This window comes from Pseudomonas sp. YL2, from assembly GCF_023063025.1.
GTDB lineage: Bacteria > Pseudomonadota > Gammaproteobacteria > Pseudomonadales > Pseudomonadaceae > Aquipseudomonas > Aquipseudomonas putida_A.
In genome coordinates this window covers 1-17,613 of the sequence record NZ_JAJSLU010000008.1, presented here as the reverse complement: position 1 = coordinate 17,613, position 17,613 = coordinate 1, and the positions used below count along the sequence as shown (strand labels likewise).

At 60.2% G+C, this 17,613-nt stretch carries 18 protein-coding genes; 7 read left to right on the top strand and 11 right to left on the bottom strand.

Going from position 1 to position 17,613, the window contains the following annotated elements:
* Window positions 1-26: 26 nt before the first annotated feature.
* From hisA to LVD08_RS13410, 3 genes are all read left to right on the top strand, one after another.
* Window positions 27-764 (top strand): 1-(5-phosphoribosyl)-5-[(5-phosphoribosylamino)methylideneamino]imidazole-4-carboxamide isomerase, encoded by a 738-nt coding sequence (gene hisA, locus LVD08_RS13420; protein WP_097086957.1) that lies wholly within the window; start codon window positions 27-29, stop codon window positions 762-764.
* 9 nt (window positions 765-773) lie between these two features.
* On the top strand, window positions 774-1,544 hold the full coding sequence (hisF, locus tag LVD08_RS13415; RefSeq protein WP_007909211.1) for an imidazole glycerol phosphate synthase subunit HisF: 771 nt from the start codon (window positions 774-776) through the stop codon (window positions 1,542-1,544).
* Window positions 1,545-1,617: 73 nt separating this feature from the next.
* Entirely contained in the window at window positions 1,618-2,373 is a 756-nt protein-coding gene (locus LVD08_RS13410) for a substrate-binding periplasmic protein (protein ID WP_247268371.1), read from the top strand.
* Here the strand turns inward: LVD08_RS13410 and LVD08_RS13405 are convergent.
* From LVD08_RS13405 to gpmI, 6 genes are all read right to left on the bottom strand, one after another.
* Window positions 2,354-3,658, bottom strand: a complete 1,305-nt coding sequence (locus LVD08_RS13405) for a Vps62-related protein (RefSeq protein ID WP_247268370.1) — start codon at window positions 3,656-3,658, stop codon at window positions 2,354-2,356. The two genes, LVD08_RS13410 and LVD08_RS13405, sit on opposite strands and share 20 nt — an antisense overlap.
* A gap of 206 nt (window positions 3,659-3,864) precedes the next feature.
* Window positions 3,865-5,343 carry a S1 family peptidase gene (locus tag LVD08_RS13400; protein ID WP_247268369.1) on the bottom strand — a complete coding sequence of 493 codons (1,479 nt, stop codon included), beginning with the start codon at window positions 5,341-5,343 and terminating at the stop codon, window positions 3,865-3,867.
* Window positions 5,344-5,473: 130 nt separating this feature from the next.
* On the bottom strand, window positions 5,474-6,250 hold the full coding sequence (locus tag LVD08_RS13395) for a divergent polysaccharide deacetylase family protein (protein ID WP_247268368.1): 777 nt from the start codon (window positions 6,248-6,250) through the stop codon (window positions 5,474-5,476).
* 2 nt (window positions 6,251-6,252) lie between these two features.
* Window positions 6,253-7,572 (bottom strand): S41 family peptidase, encoded by a 1,320-nt coding sequence (locus LVD08_RS13390; RefSeq protein ID WP_027611261.1) that lies wholly within the window; start codon window positions 7,570-7,572, stop codon window positions 6,253-6,255.
* Between the two features lie 31 nt (window positions 7,573-7,603).
* Complete coding sequence (locus tag LVD08_RS13385) at window positions 7,604-8,890, bottom strand: murein hydrolase activator EnvC family protein (protein WP_027611262.1); 1,287 nt, start codon at window positions 8,888-8,890, stop codon at window positions 7,604-7,606.
* Between the two features lie 252 nt (window positions 8,891-9,142).
* Window positions 9,143-10,669: a 2,3-bisphosphoglycerate-independent phosphoglycerate mutase gene (gpmI, locus tag LVD08_RS13380; RefSeq protein WP_202370820.1), complete on the bottom strand. Its 1,527-nt coding sequence runs from the start codon at window positions 10,667-10,669 to the stop codon at window positions 9,143-9,145.
* Between the two features lie 154 nt (window positions 10,670-10,823).
* Between gpmI and LVD08_RS13375 the strand changes: the two genes are divergently transcribed.
* From LVD08_RS13375 to secB, 3 genes are read left to right on the top strand one after another with little or no spacing between them, the layout of a single operon-like run.
* Window positions 10,824-11,237: a rhodanese-like domain-containing protein gene (locus tag LVD08_RS13375; protein WP_007961724.1), complete on the top strand. Its 414-nt coding sequence runs from the start codon at window positions 10,824-10,826 to the stop codon at window positions 11,235-11,237.
* A gap of 1 nt (window position 11,238) precedes the next feature.
* Window positions 11,239-11,493: a glutaredoxin 3 gene (grxC, locus tag LVD08_RS13370; protein ID WP_003220774.1), complete on the top strand. Its 255-nt coding sequence runs from the start codon at window positions 11,239-11,241 to the stop codon at window positions 11,491-11,493.
* A 57-nt stretch (window positions 11,494-11,550) separates the two neighbouring features.
* Window positions 11,551-12,036 carry a protein-export chaperone SecB gene (gene secB / locus LVD08_RS13365; protein WP_027611264.1) on the top strand — a complete coding sequence of 162 codons (486 nt, stop codon included), beginning with the start codon at window positions 11,551-11,553 and terminating at the stop codon, window positions 12,034-12,036.
* Between the two features lie 130 nt (window positions 12,037-12,166).
* Here the strand turns inward: secB and trmL are convergent, their stop codons facing one another.
* On the bottom strand, window positions 12,167-12,622 hold the full coding sequence (gene trmL, locus LVD08_RS13360) for a tRNA (uridine(34)/cytosine(34)/5-carboxymethylaminomethyluridine(34)-2'-O)-methyltransferase TrmL (protein ID WP_027611265.1): 456 nt from the start codon (window positions 12,620-12,622) through the stop codon (window positions 12,167-12,169).
* Between trmL and LVD08_RS13355 the strand changes: the two genes are divergently transcribed.
* Window positions 12,621-13,061, top strand: a complete 441-nt coding sequence (locus LVD08_RS13355) for a hypothetical protein (protein ID WP_247268367.1) — start codon at window positions 12,621-12,623, stop codon at window positions 13,059-13,061. The two genes, trmL and LVD08_RS13355, sit on opposite strands and share 2 nt — an antisense overlap.
* Window positions 13,062-13,580: 519 nt before the next feature.
* Here LVD08_RS13355 and ntrC read toward each other — a convergent pair.
* From ntrC to LVD08_RS13335, 4 genes are all read right to left on the bottom strand, one after another.
* Entirely contained in the window at window positions 13,581-15,017 is a 1,437-nt protein-coding gene (gene ntrC / locus LVD08_RS13350) for a nitrogen regulation protein NR(I) (protein WP_007961729.1), read from the bottom strand.
* Window positions 15,014-16,099: a nitrogen regulation protein NR(II) gene (gene glnL / locus LVD08_RS13345; protein ID WP_007961730.1), complete on the bottom strand. Its 1,086-nt coding sequence runs from the start codon at window positions 16,097-16,099 to the stop codon at window positions 15,014-15,016. Before glnL ends, ntrC begins: the two co-directional genes overlap by 4 nt.
* Window positions 16,100-16,330: 231 nt before the next feature.
* On the bottom strand, window positions 16,331-16,948 hold the full coding sequence (locus LVD08_RS13340) for a DUF4124 domain-containing protein (RefSeq protein WP_103368314.1): 618 nt from the start codon (window positions 16,946-16,948) through the stop codon (window positions 16,331-16,333).
* On the bottom strand, window positions 16,945-17,457 hold the full coding sequence (locus LVD08_RS13335; protein ID WP_027611268.1) for a DUF4124 domain-containing protein: 513 nt from the start codon (window positions 17,455-17,457) through the stop codon (window positions 16,945-16,947). Before LVD08_RS13335 ends, LVD08_RS13340 begins: the two co-directional genes overlap by 4 nt.
* Window positions 17,458-17,613 lie beyond the last annotated feature (156 nt).

Below are 17,613 nucleotides of genomic sequence, written 5' to 3'. Positions count from 1 at the left end.
AACATTCAAATTTGAAGGTTTGCCAGATGCTGATTATTCCCGCTATCGATCTCAAGGACGGTGCCTGCGTACGTCTGCGCCAGGGCCGCATGGAAGATTCCACAGTGTTCTCCGATGACCCGGTGAGCATGGCTGCCAAGTGGGTGGAGGGCGGTTGCCGCCGTCTGCATCTGGTCGATCTGAACGGCGCGTTCGAAGGCCAGCCGGTCAACGGTGAAGTGGTGACCGCGATCGCCAAACGCTACCCGAACCTGCCGATCCAGATCGGTGGCGGTATCCGCTCGCTGGAAACCATCGAGCACTACGTCAAGGCGGGCGTCAGCTACGTGATCATCGGCACCAAAGCCGTTAAAGATCCGGCGTTCGTCGCTGAGGCCTGCCGCGCGTTCCCGGGCAAGATCATTGTCGGCCTGGATGCCAAAGACGGGTTCGTCGCCACCGACGGCTGGGCTGAAATCAGCACCGTGCAGGTCATCGACCTGGCCAAGCAGTTTGAAGCCGACGGCGTGTCTTCGATCGTTTATACCGACATCGCCAAAGACGGCATGATGCAGGGCTGCAACGTACCGTTCACCGCTGCACTGGCGGCAGCGACGAAGATCCCGGTGATCGCGTCCGGCGGTATCCACAATCTGGGTGACATCAAGTCGCTGCTCGACGCCAAGGCGCCGGGCATCATCGGTGCAATCACTGGCCGGGCGATCTACGAAGGCACCCTCGACGTCGCCGAAGCGCAAGCTTTCTGCGATGCGTACCAAGGCTGAGGACTGACCATGGCGCTGGCCAAACGCATCATCCCTTGCCTGGACGTGGACAACGGCCGGGTCGTCAAAGGTGTGAAGTTCGAGAACATCCGCGATGCCGGCGACCCGGTGGAAATCGCCCGTCGTTATGACGAGCAGGGTGCCGACGAGATTACCTTTCTCGACATCACCGCCAGCGTCGATGGCCGCGACACCACGCTGCATACCGTCGAGCGCATGGCCAGCCAGGTGTTCATCCCGTTGACCGTCGGCGGTGGCGTGCGCACCGTGCAGGACATTCGCAACCTGCTCAACGCTGGTGCGGACAAGGTTTCGATCAACACCGCAGCGGTGTTCAATCCGGAGTTTGTTGGCGAAGCGGCGCAGCATTTCGGCTCGCAGTGCATCGTCGTCGCCATCGACGCGAAGAAGGTCTCCGGCCCGGGCGAAACCCCGCGCTGGGAAATCTTCACCCACGGCGGGCGCAAGCCGACCGGCCTCGACGCGGTCGAATGGGCGAAGAAGATGGAAGGCCTGGGTGCCGGCGAAATCCTGCTGACCAGTATGGATCAGGACGGCATGAAAAACGGCTTCGACCTCGGCGTGACTCGCGCGATCAGCGATGCGCTGGGCATTCCGGTGATCGCCTCCGGCGGCGTCGGCAACCTGCAGCATCTGGCCGACGGTATCCTCGAAGGCCACGCCAGCGCGGTACTGGCGGCGAGTATTTTCCACTTCGGCGAATACACTGTGCAGGAAGCGAAAGCGTATATGGCTAAACGCGGCATCGTGATGCGCTAAACCGTACAGGCCAGTGGACAGCATGGCGTACCCAAGGCACTCTTGGGCACGCCATGGATTCCGGTAGCCCGACATGATCAAACGCCTGCTTCTTGTTCTCGCCAGTGCCTCTGTGTTGTTGCTCAACACGGCGCGGGCCGAAAACAGTCCCGACACCGATCTGGTGCTCCTCACCGAAAACTTTCCGCCCTACAACATGGCGAAAGACGGCAAGAATTTCGCCAAGGGCGAGAACATCAACGGCATTGCCGCCGACATCGTCCGCGAAATGTTCAAGCGCGCCGGGCTCACCTACAGCCTGACCCTGCGCTTCCCATGGGAGCGCGTCTACAAACTGGCGCTGGAAAACCCCGGTTATGGCGCCTTCGTGATGGCCCGCCTGCCGGATCGCGAAAACCTGTTCAAATGGGTCGGTCCGATCGGTCCGGACGACTGGATCATGTTGGCCAGGGCCGACAGCAAGATCACCCTCGACACCCTCAACGATGCACGCAAATACAAGATCGGTGCCTACAAAGGCGATGCGATTGCCGAGACGCTGGCCAAGCAGGGCTTGAAGCCTTCGGTCGTTCTGCGCGATCAGGACAACGCGAAAAAACTGGTCAATGGCCAGATCGACCTGTGGGCCACGGGTGATCCTGCCGGGCGTTATCTGGCGCGGCAGGACGGGGTCACTGGACTCAAGACCGTGTTGCGCTTCAACAGCGCCGAGTTATATCTGGCGCTGAACAAGGATGTGTCGGACGCAACGGTCGCCAGGCTGCAGGCGGCGCTGGATCAGATGCGCAAGGACGGGGTTGTCGACGAGATCATGGGGCGCTATCTGTAGCCGTCGGCAACGACTTGTCTGTTGCCTGGTGGGTGCATTCTTGCGGCGGATACTGCAGCAGACTCAGGTTATCGTTCTGGGTGTAAGCCAGATTGATCCCCGCTTGCGAGCCGTCAGCACGACGCAGCTCGTAGAAACTCTCCAGCTGATACACCGCGACGAATTTGCCTTTGCCGGCCATGGCGATCACATAGGTAGCAAATGGAGTCTGCCAACCACTGGTTGACGTCTCGCTGTGAGTGAACTGGCTGTCCAGTCTTGCCGAGAATGGGAGTGACACAGGAGCGTCTGCCTTCGTTGCCCACGGGCTCACAAAACTGATCGCAGTAAGTTGAGTGAACAGACGCAGCGTCTTCGGATTCTGCAGCCGCTGCGCAGTCCACTTGAAAGCCCGTGCCTCCTCGCCTGTGTTGTGTCCGCTCCCAACCAAATAGTACTGGTCGGTTCTTTCCAAACGATAAAACGGCGTGGTGCGTAATTGATCAATTGGCGACAAGTCATCCTTGACCACGAACCATGGCAGCTCGATGACTTGGGCGAGCGTAGCCACTCCCTTGGTCTCTGGGGCTCGCGCTGCGGAGAGCGTCGGCAGCTGTGGCGATGACTGGATCAATGGCGCGATCTGCATCCGTAGTGAATAGGCACCGACATTGCTCTCTGGCCGGTTGAAACTGCTTGCCCCAACAAAGGTGCCTGGTGCGAAATGAATCTCTCCCGGCGGCGCATTCGTCGGCGTGACGCTCCAGGCGCTGAAACTCTGTCTGGCACCGCTGCCCTTGTCATTCCAGATCAGTTCGCCAACGTCCGAGGCGATCACCAGATCGGCGCGTACACAGCGAACCGCGTTGAGTGAAGGTTTTTCGTGATCATTGGAGCAGACCGCGCCCATGGCCACATAGCCTTGCGGGGCGATCGGTCGCCATACGGCCCCGTCTTTCTTCGAGCCTGAGCCGGAATCTTTCCAGATCAGCTCGAAATCGTCCGGGCGCCTTAATGCCGGGCCCCTGGCCGGATCTGCACTGGGTGCATCGGCTTCACAAACCACAGCTACCACGGTGCTGCCGTTAATGTTGTCGTGCCCGGCGACGAACACGTCGCCGAGCGGGAAATAGCCCGGCAATACATCCGGCGCCGGAGTCGGGCGCCAGAAGGTCGCGGGTTTAGCCCGTGAGCCGGTACTGTCCCAGATCCGGTGAAATTCCGTGGTGAAATGGATCAGCAGATTGTCGTGTCGGATCGGCTCGATTTGCCTGGATGGCGCTGCGGCCTGGTCATGAATGGTCATGGTCACTCCTGATAGTTGAACGGCGACTCAAGGGGGTCGCGACCTGTTGCAGGTCTCACTATCGGTAATCGCAACCGGTCTCTGGCGGTAACTATGTATGACGTCGTGACCAGTTATTTCCAAAAAACCGTTCCTTGCCATGGGCAGCCTTGCGCTCCTGTTTTGCCTATTGATGCAGAAGCACAAGGCCGACGTTACTGGTCAGCTCAGGGGGCGCTGTTTTTGAGCGCTTCCCATTCCAGGATGTATTCCTTCAATTCTGAGCGCTGATTGTTGGGGTCGACAGCGTAAACGCAGAGTTTGAGGGGGAAGTTGCTTTGCGGGCGTAGCCAATTGGAGGTCACATGCCTATAACCCTGCGGGTCTTCGCAACTGACTTTTTCAGCAAGGCCGCCTTTTACCTCGTATCGATCAAGACCCTCGTTCTTGCGTTCCGGCCACAGAATCAGTGCCCTGTTTATCTCTTTGTTAAACGAAGTCTCTATGGTCGGAACAGGCGTCGGGCCCGCATCAACCAGATAAGTGGGAACAGTGACGGCATTGCGATAAGTGCCTGCGGGTAATATGTCCTCAGTACTGTTTGTGGCGATGATGCAAAGGTTGCTAGGCCCGGTTTCAGGTCCCATCGGAACATTTAATCGAGTCGGCGCAGTGCCGGTGGTGATTGGCTGGCTGTAGTCTTGCGGAACTTCGCAGTCGACCGGGTCAGCCGTCCGTTTAGTCCGGATAAACCGGGTGCTGGCGGTTATTTCGAAGTTCCATTCTGGATAAACGTAGTTGCCCTGAGCGCTTACGCTGATCTTTGCATGCGTTGGCAGTTGGGCAGGCAGTCTGATAGAGGCTGCCGGAAATAATTCGCACACCTGCGGATCCGTATTGAGTTTGCCATCGAAAAAGCAGTTGTTGAAAACCGAGGTGGGACTGCCGTAACTGCCGCTCGGCATCTGACCGTATCCAGGCAGCGGCGTCAGATGGTGAGCCAAGGTCCCGAGGACGCCATAGACCTCGTTGGTCGCTCGAACGATGACCGGACTCCCCGAGCTTCCGGAAGCAATATCTTTGCATTGGTTGCTGACGGTATGCCGCCAAACCCAGGGCTTTTCGAAAATCGCCGGGGAGGGCATGTGGGTGCAGGCGGACATTTGTAATGGAGAGCCAACGGGTTTGTGCACAATCAGAATGTCGCTATCTTCTGCCGGCGCCTGCCGGGCCAGTTTCATGGGCGTGATGCCCTGAGCCAGAAGTTCACCCTGTGACACTCCAAGCTCCAACAGAGCCAGGTCGACACCCTGAATACTGCTCCAGGCTACTTTCTGCAGAGAAACGGTCCTGGAGGCAGCAGTCGTATCGATGAAGTTGTTGAAGGTAATGCTGGCTTCGATAGGGTCATCTATTCGCATGACCCCGTTTTCCTTGCCCACGCAGTGGGCGCTGGTCAGTGCATAGGCGGAATCGGACGGTCGAGAGCTGTTAGTGTCGATCAGGAAGGCGGTGCAGGAACCGTGCTCGCGGCTTTTGTACTCACCGATTCCCATCCAGTGGTTATTTTCGCCATCTTTGTTAGTCAGGTGTTGCGACGGTGAGAAGTTTTCAGCGCCCTTGCCGTAATCGACAGGGCTGGAACAGGCAGGAAGTGAGAAGGCAGTCAGTAATAAAAAGCTTGGGTGGATATATTTAAAGTTCATGGCCAGTCCTTGGCTAATATATGGGTGTAAGACTGGCGCAGAATAAGACAGTTAGGTTTGAGTCGGTTCTATAAGTTATTGCTGCTTATTTTGGACGTAGAGGCTTATGAGAATTTAATAAGTTGATAGCTTAACGATAAATTCCATTTTTCCCGTGTGCAGCTGTCGCTTTGTTACTCCGCACGCTGATCATCTGCTTGATATCGATCCACTCGATGCCTTGCGCCTTGAGCTTCGGCAATTCACGTTCCAGCACCGCCAGCGTCTGCGGGTAAGGGTGGCCGATCATCACTGCCGAGCCCTGCTTGCGGGCCAGGCTGATCGCCGTCTGCAGCTGGTTGAAAATGGCGGCTTCGGTGCGTTCGTCATCGAGAAACACATCGCGCGAAACACTCGCCAGATCGATCTTCTGTGCTTGCTGCGCCGCCACGGTCTGGGCGCTGGTGCGGCTGTCGACGAAGAACTTGTGCCGACGCTGCAACTCGCCCATCAGCCACGCCATCGCCACCGGCTGGGCGGTCATGCGACTGCCCATGTGGTTGTTGATGCCCGCCGTGTAGGGGACCATTTTGAACGCGGCGTCGAGGCGCTTTTGCAGCTCTTCGAGCGGCAGTTCGGGGTGCCAGGCGTACGGACCGGTGGCCGGATCCATCGGCATGTGCAGGATCACGATCTTGCCGGCGCGATGGGCTTCGCGGGCGAATTCGGTGGCGTGCGGGGTGTCGGGCATGATCGCCGTGGTCACTGGGCCGGGCAGAGCCAGCACACGGCGATCCCGGGGCAGGTTCTGCCCCAGGTCGTCGATGATCAGCGTCAGGTAGGCTTTTGGCGGTGGCGTCCTGGCGGGTTCTGCGTGAGCAGCACCCGCCAGATAGCACAGCAGGACGAAGAGCAAACGCAAAGACATCCTCAACGGCCGGACGTGATGCTCAAGCCCTTAAGCAGGCTCAGGGCCTGGGCCAACTGGTAATCGTCATCCTGCGGCATGGCCTTGGCCTTGGTGCCGGAACCGGTCGGCTTGTCTGCGCCGCCGTTGCCGTTGCCCAAGTGACCTTGCAGGTCGGCTTCCTTGAAGTAGTCGCCGTCCGCTTCGTTGGTGATCTTGGCCTTGCGCACTTCGATGTCCGGAACGATGCCCTGGGCCTGGATCGAGCGGCCGTTCGGCGTGAAGTACAGTGCCGTGGTGATCTTCAGCGCGCGGTCGTTGTTCAGCGGCAGCACGGTTTGCACCGAGCCCTTGCCGAAACTGGTGGTGCCCATGACTACCGCGCGTTTCTGATCCTGCAGGGCGCCGGCGACGATTTCCGAAGCGGAGGCGCTGCCACCGTTGATCAGCACGACCATCGGCACCGCTTCGCTTTCGTCTTTGCCGGTGGCGGAGAAGCGCAGTTCGGAGTTGGCGATCCGGCCTTTGGTATAGACGATCAGGCCTTTCTTGATGAAGTGGTCGACCACTTCCACTGCCGCCTGCAACACGCCGCCCGGGTTGTTGCGCAGGTCGAGGATGATGCCGTTGAGCTTTTTGCCGTTGTCCTTGCGCAGCTTGGCCAGCGCCTTGGAGACCTCTTCGCCGGTCTTGACCTGGAACTGGGTGATGCGAATGTAGCCGTAGCCCGACTCCAGCAGCTGCGCCTTGACGCTCTTCACCTGAATCACGGCGCGGGCCAGGGTCACGTCGAACGGCGTGCCACCGTCGCGCACCAGGGTCAGGGTGATTTTCTGACCGATCTTGCCGCGCATCTTGTCCACGGCTTCGGTCATGGTCTGGCCGCGAGTTGGCGCACCGTTGATCTTGACGATGAAGTCACCGGCCTGAATGCCGGCCTTCGACGCCGGGGTGTCGTCGATCGGCGAGACGACCTTGATGAAACCGTCTTCGGAGCCGACTTCGATGCCCAGGCCGCCGAATTCGCCGCTGGTGCTTTCCTGAAGTTCGGTGAAGTCTTCAGGGCCGAGATACGCGGAGTGCGGATCGAGGTTGCTGAGCATGCCCTTGATCGCGTTTTCCAGCAGGGTCTTGTCATCCACCGGCTCGACATACGCCGCCTTGATCCGGTCCATGACCTCGGCAAAGGTGCGCAACTCTTCCAGCGGCAACGGGGCCTTGGCGGTCGCGGCAGTGCCTGCCGGAGCGACGGCCGGGGCCGGTTGAGCGGCGAACGCCAGAGGCGCGCCGATCACCAGGGCGATCGTCAGGGCCAGCGAGGTAAGGCGGGACAAATGCAGCATGTCGAACGAACTCCTGAATTAGGCGACGCGCTTATCCTTGCGCGTGACACCATTGCGCCGGATCACTCGGGTGACCCTGCTGACGAATTGCGAAATACAGCGCTGGTGTGTCCTGACCGCCACTGTTACCCACAGTGGAGATCGACTCACCGGCTTTTACCACGTCACCGGCCGACTTGAGCAGTGTCTGGTTGTGACCGTAAAGACTCAGATAACCATTGCCGTGATCAAGGATCACCAGCAGCCCGGCGCCACGCAACCAGTCGGCGAACACCACGCGCCCGCCATGCACGGCATGCACTTGGCTGCCGGCAGCGGCGCTGATCATCACGCCATCCCACTTGGTGCGGGCATCGTCGCCACGGCTTTCGCCGAAGCGTGCCAGCAATCGACCATCAACCGGCCATGGAAGTTTTCCCCGGGTTGCAGCAAAAGGGCCACCGAAGGTCTCGCCGCTGCTGGACACCAGTGCGCCGGGGGTTGATTTGACGGGTTTTCGTGGGGCGTCGCTGTTGTCAGCCTGCGCCTCACGCAAACGCTTTTTTTCCGCTTCCTGCTGGGCGATCAGCGCTTTCTGCCGCGCTTCTTCTGCCTCACGGGCCTGTCGGGCCAGGGTTTCTTCAATGGTTTTAAGGACTTTAGACAGGTCTGCCTGATCCTGCTCGCGGGCGGCCAGTTTCTGGTCGCGGGCCTTTACGTCATCGTTGAGCTTGGCGAGGACTTGCTGGCGTTCCTTGCGGACCTTTTCCAGTTCGTCGCGCTGGGTGTCGAGGCTGCTTTTCTGTACCAGCAATTGCGCCTGCTGCATGGCGATGTCTTTTTCGACATTGGCCAGTTGGCGCAGGGTTTCGTTGAAGTTCTTCAACTGCTCCAGGCGGGCCTGGCTCAGGTAATCGTAATAGGTGAGGGTGCGGGCGAATTTCTCGGGATTCTGCTGGTTGAGCAGCAGCTTGAGGTATTCCTGACGGCCATTCTGGTAGGCCGCGCGGGCCTGGATGGCGATCAGTCGCTGCTGTTCAGTGCGCGCGCTCTGGAGTTTTTTTTTCTCCGCATCGAGCCGCTGCAGCTCGGATTCGCTTTTCTTCAGCTCTTTCTGCAGGGCATCGACCTGCTTCTCGAGCTTGCCCATCTCGGTTTCAGTGCCCTTGAGCTCTTTCTGCACACCGGATTTTTCTTCCTGCAGCTTGCCCAGCAGCTTTTTCAGCTCGGCAATGTCCTGACGCGTGGCATCCAGCTGCTGTTGGGTTTGCGCGCGCTCGTCAGCGAAGGCCGGTTGGAGCAGGCAGGTCAGAGCGAGGGCGATCAGGACGCGGAGCATAGAGGCGGGCGGCACCAGGGTAATGGACGGCCTAGTATGCCCGCCCGAGGCTGCAAAAAAAACGCCCAATTGGGCTTGTGTGATAACTGGCTGGAGATACAGCATCAAATAATCTTTGAAACCACCATAAACCAATGTAGGAGTGAGCCTGCTCGCGATGGCGTTCTCACATTCAACAGAGTAGTTGACTGTCAGATTGCTATCGCGAGCAGGCTCACTCCTACAGGGTTTTGCGGCGTTTGATGGATTCGGTCAGACCAGAATCGAGGTACCAGTCATTTCCGCCGGTTTCTCCAGGCCCAACAGCATCAGCATGGTCGGCGCGACGTCCGCCAATACGCCGCCTTCACGGACCTTGAGGTCACGCTTGCCGACATAAATGAACGGCACCGGCTCGGTGGTGTGCGCGGTGTGCGCCTGATGGGTTTCTTCATCGGCCATTTTTTCGACGTTGCCGTGGTCGGCGGTGATCAACGCTTCGCCGCCAACCTTTTCCAGCGCCTCGACGATGCGCCCGACGCAGGTGTCCAGGCATTCCACGGCTTTTACCGCAGCGTCGAACACGCCGCTGTGGCCGACCATGTCGCCGTTGGCGTAGTTGACCACGATCACGTCGTAACGCTGATGCTCGATGGCGTCGACGATGCGGTCGGTGACCTCGGGTGCGCTCATTTCCGGTTGCAGGTCGTAGGTGGCGACTTTCGGCGACGGGATGAGGATGCGCTCTTCACCCGGGAACGGTTCTTCACGGCCGCCGGAGAAGAAGAAGGTCACGTGCGCGTATTTTTCGGTTTCGGCGATGCGCAGCTGAGTCTTGCCGTTTTTTGCCAGGTAGTCGCCAAGCACGTTTTCCAGGCTGCCCGGAGCAAAGGCTGCAGGGGCTGGAATGCTGGCGGCGTATTGGGTCAAGCCCACGTACTGCACTTTTGGCTGGCGCGCGCGCTCGAATTCCTTGAAATCGTCTTCGACAAATACTCGGCTCAGCTCGCGGGCACGATCGGCGCGGAAGTTCATGAACACCACGGCGTCGCCGTCTTCGACCTTGACCGGCTCGCCGATAGTGGTGGCTTTGACGAATTCGTCGCTCTCGCCACGGGCGTAGGCGGCGTCGAGGCCTTCCTGAGCGGTGGCGGCGTTGAATTCGGCGTTGCCGTCAACGATCAGGTTGTAGGCCTGAGATACGCGGTCCCAACGGTTGTCACGGTCCATCGCGAAGTAGCGACCGATGAGGCTGGCGATGCGGCCCTTGCCGAGCGCCTGGAAGGTCGCGTCGAGCAGTTCGATCGACGAAGCGGCGCTTTTCGGCGGCGTGTCGCGACCGTCGAGGAAGGCGTGCAGGTAGATTTTCTCGGCGCCGCGCTTGAAGGCCAGTTCGGCCATGGCGATCAGGTGATCCTGGTGGCTGTGCACGCCGCCATCGGACAGCAGACCCATGAAATGCACGGCTTTGCCGGCGGCCACGGCTTTATCCACGGCAGCGCAGATGGTCGGGTTGTCGAAGAACTCACCGTCGCGGATCGCTTTGGTCACGCGCGTGAAGTCCTGATACACCACGCGCCCGGCGCCGAGGTTCATGTGGCCGACTTCGGAGTTGCCCATCTGGCCGTCCGGCAGACCAACGTCCATGCCGCTGCCCGAGATCAGGCCGTTCGGCACCGTGGCCCACAGACGATCGAGCACAGGCTTCTTCGCCGCATACACGGCATTGGATTCGTGGCTGTCACTGTGACCGAAGCCGTCGAGAATCATCAGGACCAAAGGTTTAGGCGTGGTAGTCATGGAATCCACTCGTGGCTAATAAAGAAGAGGGCGATGGAAAAGGGAGTGGCGAGTTTAATGCTTAGTTCCGACCACGTCACCGCCGGACGGGGTTTGGCCCACCATAGTGGCTGTGTATACTGGCCGACATTTTAACGCCCTGGAACCTCCTTCGATGGTTGCTCACCTGATTGAATTTGCCACTAACCACTACATTCTTGTCGGTATCTTCGTCGTACTGCTGGCTCTGCTGCTGGCGCACACGATGCAGGGCGGCGGTAAAAGCCTGAGCACCGGCGAACTGACCGCACTGGTCAACAAGGACGCAGGCGTGGTGGTGGACATCCGTCCGGCGAAAGATTACGCCGCCGGCCATATCGTTGGCGCGATCAACATTCCTCAAGACAAACTGGCTGCGCGTACCGGCGAGCTGGAAAAGCACAAGGCCAAGACCATCATTCTGGTCGACGCCCTGGGCCAGACCGCTGGCACCCACGCTCGCGAGCTGATGAAGTCCGGCTTCACTGCCGCCAAGCTGTCCGGCGGGATCTCCAGCTGGAAAGGCGACAACCTGCCGCTGGTGAAGTGATATGAGCGAAGTCATCGTCTACTCCAGCGACTACTGCCCTTATTGCATGCGAGCCAAGCAATTGCTCGCGAACAAAGGTGTGGCCTTCGAAGAGATCAAGGTCGATGGCAAGCCGCAGATTCGTGCTGCCATGAGTCAGAAGGCCGGACGCACGTCCGTGCCGCAGATCTGGATCGGCGAAAAGCACATCGGCGGTTGTGATGATTTGTATGCCCTGGAGCGCGCCGGCAAGCTCGACGCGCTGCTCAAGGCCTGAACGGCTGCACCCACGTACAGCACTCCCTAAAAGACCCAAGATCAGAAAGGATCTGAGATGACTGACCAACAGAACACTGCAGCCAGCGAAGAAGAAACCGCACCGCAATTCTCCTTGCAGCGCATCTACGTACGCGATCTGTCCTTCGAAGCCCCGAAAAGCCCGGCGATCTTCCGCCAGCAGTGGGACCCGACCGTCGGCCTGGACCTGAACACCCGTCAGAAAGAACTGGAAGGTGATTTCTACGAAGTGGTACTGACCCTGTCCGTGACCGTGAAAAACGGCGACGAAGTGGCCTTCATCGCTGAAGTGCAACAGGCCGGTATCTTCCTGATCAAGAACCTGGACGCGGCTTCGATGAGTCACACCCTGGGTGCGTTCTGCCCGAACATCCTGTTCCCGTATGCTCGCGAGACCCTGGACAGCCTGGTGACCCGTGGTTCTTTCCCGGCCCTGATGCTGGCGCCGGTGAACTTCGACGCCCTGTACGCGCAAGAGCTGCAGCGCATGCAGGAAGCTGGCGAGACGCCGACCGTTCAGTAAGTATCTGAGCGACGACGCAAGTCCAATGTGGGAGCGGGCTTGCTCGCGAAAGCGCAGTGTCAGGCGACATCAATGTCATCTGATCCGACGCCTTCGCGAGCAAGCCCGCTCCCACATTTGTTATCCGGTGTTATTTGAAGTCGTTCTGCCGCCACGCTTCGTACACGGCCACCGCCACGGTGTTGGACAGGTTCAGGCTGCGGCAGCCTTCACGCATCGGCAGGCGCAGGCGCTGTTCGGCGGGCAGGGCGTCGAGCACTTCCGCCGGCAGGCCACGGCTTTCCGGGCCGAAGATGAACGCATCGCCCGGGACGAACGCGGCGTCGTGAAACGGCCGCGAGCCCTTGGTGGTGAACGCGAACAGCCGTGGGTTGCCGAGGCTTTCCAGGCAACTGGCGAGGTCGGCGTGGCGCTGCAACGTGGCATATTCGTGGTAGTCGAGACCGGCCCGGCGCAAGCGCTTGTCGTCCATCTCGAAACCCAGCGGTTCGATCAAATGCAGGTGGCAGCCGCTGTTGGCGCACAGCCTGATAACGTTGCCGGTGTTCGGCGGAATTTCTGGTTGAAAAAGGATGACGTGAAACATGCACGGCTCCGAAGGTAAAGATGACGCGCATTCTACGCCGCAAGCCGACCCGCGTTCGAAACTATTCCCGCGGGTGATCGGTTCGCTGGCGATTGTCGGCGTGATGGTCGGCTTGATGATCGGTCGCCTGACCACGCCGGACCCCAGTGTGCTGCAGCAGGTCGACGTGACCGGTGACGGCCTGGTGGTGTGGTTCAGCAACGAACCGAAGCTGCACGGTGAAATCATCGATGGCACCGTGGCCCTGTTGTTTCAGGCAGAGGGCAAGGCGCAAAAGGGTCAGCTGAAGCTCAACGGCAAGGACGTGAACTGGCGAACGCGCGTGAGTGACGGTGGGCTGTTGCTGACGGTGCTGGCGGCGCGGCCGCTGCAAGGGGAGTGGGCCGGGAGCAAGGTCGATGACCGCTGGCGGCTGGAGATCCATCTCCGGGAGCAATAAAAGCGGGAATCCCCGGCCTGCCTGTACCAGGGTTCCCAAAACGGGGTGGACTTCGCTGAGAGCGTCGGTCCGGTGTAAAGAGGGAACCCCCGGCCTGCCTGTACCAAGGATCCCAAAAGGGTGGGTTCGCCGCGTTGCGGTTTGAACCCGGTGTAAAGAGGGGAATCCCCGGCCTGCCTGTACCAAGGTCCCCGAAACGGGTGGTGAATCGAATCACCTGTGAGGGTTGTTGCAGGCGGCGTGCCAGTTTTAGTATTTGGAAACAGAAAAATCCCTCAAATGCACCAAAGCCCCGAAAATCGGGGCTTTGGTGTTTTTACTGGCTGGGTTTTTCAGTCTTGCCTGGATGGTTTTTGCACAGGTTGCGATGCCCGATCACGGGTCAAAGTGCATTAGGTTGGTGCACGGCGGGACCACTGTGGGAGCGGGCTTGCTCGCGAAGGCGTCGCGTCAGTCACTGATACGTTTCATGAGCAGCGCTTTCGTGAGCAAGCCCACTCTCACAGAGGGTGTGGTTGATCAGCCCTCATCCCCCTCATCATCATCCCCACCGTCCACTTTCATCCCCAATTCCTTGATCTTGCGCGTCAGGGTATTACGTCCCCAACCGAGCAATACCGCCGCATCACGACGGCGACCGGCCGTGTGCTTCAGTGCAGTCTCGATCATGATCCGTTCGAACGCCGGTACCGCGCTGTCGAGCAGGCTAGACTGGCCACGGGCCAACGCCTGATCGGCCCACTGGCGCAGCGCCTGCTCCCAGTTGGTCACTGGCGCCGAGTCCTGCGGCAGGCTCAGCAGTTCCGGCGGCAGGTCACTGATGTGCACTTCGCGCCCGGAGGCCATCACGGTGATCCAGCGGCAGGTGTTCTCCAGCTGCCGCACGTTGCCCGGCCATGGCAGGTTCTTCAGGTATTCCTCGGTCTCGCTCTTGAGCAGCTTCGGCTCCACCGCCAGTTCTTGCGCGGCGCGGCTGAGGAAGTGCTTGGCCAGGGTCGGGATGTCTTCGCGACGGTCCGACAGGCGCGGAATGTGGATGCGGATCACGTTGAGGCGGTGGAACAAGTCCTCACGGAATTTCCCGGCGTGCACCAGGGTTTCCAGATTCTGGTGAGTCGCGGCAATGATCCGCACATCGACCTTGACCGGCACGTGCCCGCCGACGCGATAGAACTCGCCGTCGGCCAGCACCCGCAGCAAACGGGTCTGGGTGTCGGCCGGCATGTCGCCGATTTCGTCGAGGAACAGCGTGCCGCCGTCCGCCTGCTCGAAGCGGCCGCGACGCAGGTTGGCCGCGCCAGTGAACGCGCCTTTCTCGTGGCCGAACAGCTCGGATTCCATCAGGTCCTTGGGGATCGCCGCCATGTTCAGCGCGATGAACGGCGAGGCCGCGCGCGGACTGTGGCGGTGCAGGGCGTGGGCCACCAGTTCTTTACCGGTACCGGATTCACCGTTGATCAGCACGGTGATGTTCGAATGGCTCAAGCGGCCAATGGCCCGAAACACTTCCTGCATCGCTGGCGCTTCGCCGATGATTTCCGGCGTGCGGGTGAGAGCCGGCACCACTTCCAGGCCTTGCTGCTCCTGCGCATGCTGGTTGGCGCGTTTGACCAGCGACACCGCCTCGTCGACGTCGAACGGTTTCGGCAGGTATTCGAAAGCGCCGCCCTGATAAGACGCAACGGCGCTGTCGAGGTCGGAGTGCGCGGTCATGATGATCACTGGCAGCCGTGGGTGCTGTTCGCGGATACGTGCCAGCAGGTCGAGGCCACTGGCGCCCGGCATGCGGATGTCGGAAATGATCACATCAGGCTGCTGACGGGCCAGACGACTCATCACGCCATCGGCGCTGTCGAAGCTCTGCGTGGTCATGCCTTCCTGCTGCAAGGCCTTTTCCAGAACCCAACGGATAGAACGGTCGTCATCGACGATCCACACGGTTTCACTACGGCTCATGTCGATGTGGCTCCTTGTTCCAGTGGCAGAAAGATCGAGAACGTGGTGTGGCCGGGGTGGCTGTCACACTCGATCAGGCCCTGGTGCTGGCTGATGATGTTCTGGGTGATGGCCAGGCCCAGCCCGGTACCGTCCGGGCGGCCGCTGACCATGGGAAAGAAGATGGTTTCCTGAAGTTCTGCAGGGATCCCCGGGCCGTTGTCGATGATCTCGATTTTGGTCACCAGGCGATGGCGGACGTGGCCGATGGTGAACTGGCGCATGGTCCGGGTGCGCAGGCTGATGCGGCCCAGACGCAGCTCGTTCTGGCTGCTGATCGCCTGCATCGCGTTGCGCACGATGTTCAGCACGGCCTGAATCATTTGTTCGCGGTCGATCAATACGTCGGGAATGCTCGGGTCGTAGTCGCGCACCAAGGTGATGCAGCCCTGGCTTTCCGCTTCGACCAGTTGGCAGACGCGCTCCAGCACTTCGTGGACGTTGCACAGCGCCAGCGACGGCAGCTTGTTCGAGCCGAGCATGCGGTCGACCAGATTGCGCAGGCGGTCGGCCTCTTCAATGATCACGTTGGTGTAGTCGCGCAGGCTGTCTTCCGGCAGTTCGCGGGCCAGCAACTGCGCGGCGCCCCGGATGCCGCCGAGCGGGTTCTTGATCTCGTGGGCGAGACCACGCACCAGCATTTTGCTGGTTTCCTGCTTGGACAGTTGCGCCTCTTCCTTGGTGATCCGCAGCAGGCGATCACGCGGGTGCACCTCAAGCAGAAGCATGGTCGCGCCGTTGCTGAGGATCGGTGTCACTGCGTAGTCCACGGTCAGAGTCTGGCCGGTGAGGGCGGTGAGCATCGCTTCGCGCTTGGTGAAAGGGTGTGCCTGTTCGACCGCCTGACGCAGCGAGTTGAGCGCCTCGGTGGACTCGGTGAACAACTCGCTGATGAACTGCCCATGGCTGCGCTGACCGCTGATGGCCAGCAGCATCTCGGCCGCCGGGTTCATGTATTCGAGGCGCAGTTCGGCGTCGAGCAGGATGGTGGCGGTGGTCAGGTTGTCGAGCAGCAAACGGTGGATTGCGTCGCTAATAGTCATCGGAGCCTCTTTTGGGGGCGGAGCGTGCGCAAGAAGCAGGCGTCGTTAAACGGAAAATGCAAAAACCAAACCAAGGCTCCGAAAAGAAGCGTTCAACCCGTGAAACAGGCGTTTGACGCTCGTTTGAGTGGCAGGGTGCCAGGTCGAACGGGAAGTTTCGAACCAAAATGGGTTGGAATCTGGGTACGGTGCAGTCTATTGCACCAATATAGTGCGTAAAGCTGAATGGCGTTAGAAGAAGCGCAGGAAGGGGTTTTTTTCTTCGGCGGGTTTGTCTTTCAGCGGACATTCCGGGCGCACGCCGTAGTCCTCGCTGACGCAGGGTTTGACCTGGCGTTTCTGCGCCAGCGAGATGCGCAGCATGTGGAATGGCTGGTTGGCGGTGCGCTCGACAGTGCGACCCTGCTCATCAAGGATTTCCACCGACAGGTTGTGACTGCCGCGGTCGATGTTGCTCAGCGGGAATACCGGACTAAGTCCCGGCTCGCCAGTGGCCTGGCCGTCCAGCAGCAGGCGATAGCGATGGCCCTGCTGTAAGCCAGGTTCGCTGGTGACACTGACGATCACCTCGCCCGCGCTGCTGCGAAGGGTCGCATCCGGCTCGGGGATCAGGATGCGCAGCATGTCGTAGTGAAACGGTGGTTGTTCCGCGACCTTTTTTACAGCGCTGATCGGTGCTGCAGCCGTGGGGTTGGCCGACATGCGATTGCTGGTGGCGATAGGCACGCGCTTGGCGTTGCCGCGCGGCTGGTCGGTGTAGACGCGATTGCCCTGCGCGTCGACATAGGTGAAGACCTCTGCCGAAACGGGCAGGGCGAACAGGCACAGGATCAGCCAGAAATTTCTCACGGCTTGTGCACCCGCTGTACGGTGAACACCACCGCCGGGCTCTGCTGGATGATCGCTTCGCCGTCGATCACCTGCACCGCGAGACGATGCTCGCCGCGATCGACATTCACCAATTGCAGGATCGGCACGTTGCTCGGCTGGCCGTAAGGCGCGTCGTCCAGCACCAGCCTTAATTGGTGCGGCGCCTGCAGGCGCGGCTTGATCAACACATTGACAGTGAAGGTGCCGTTGTTGGCCCGCAGCGCTTCTTCGCTGGGCAGGCCGGTCAGCTCCAGCACCTCGTAGGCACTGCGTGCCGCGGGGCGTGTGTCGGTGCTTGAAGGCGCTGGCGCGCTCGGTGCCTGTGGCTCGACACGGTTGAGTGGCGGCAACTCGACCGGCTGCGCCTGAACACCGTCCGGCGAGTGATCGCTGTAAACCGTGTTGCCATTGGCATCGGTGTACTTGTAGATCTGCGCGGCGGCGGGCAGGGCGATCAGCAGCAGGATGTAGAGAAAGGTGCGACCCATGAAATCGACCGGGAAAGAAAGCGATGGGGTGCAGCATAGGCCAGGTGCGGCGGTTGGCCCAACCCAGGACATATCCGGAGATCATTCAGACGCCAAAAATCCCTGTGGGGGTGGGGGTGGCCGCGGAGGCGGGGGGGCAGGGGGCATCCCCGGTCA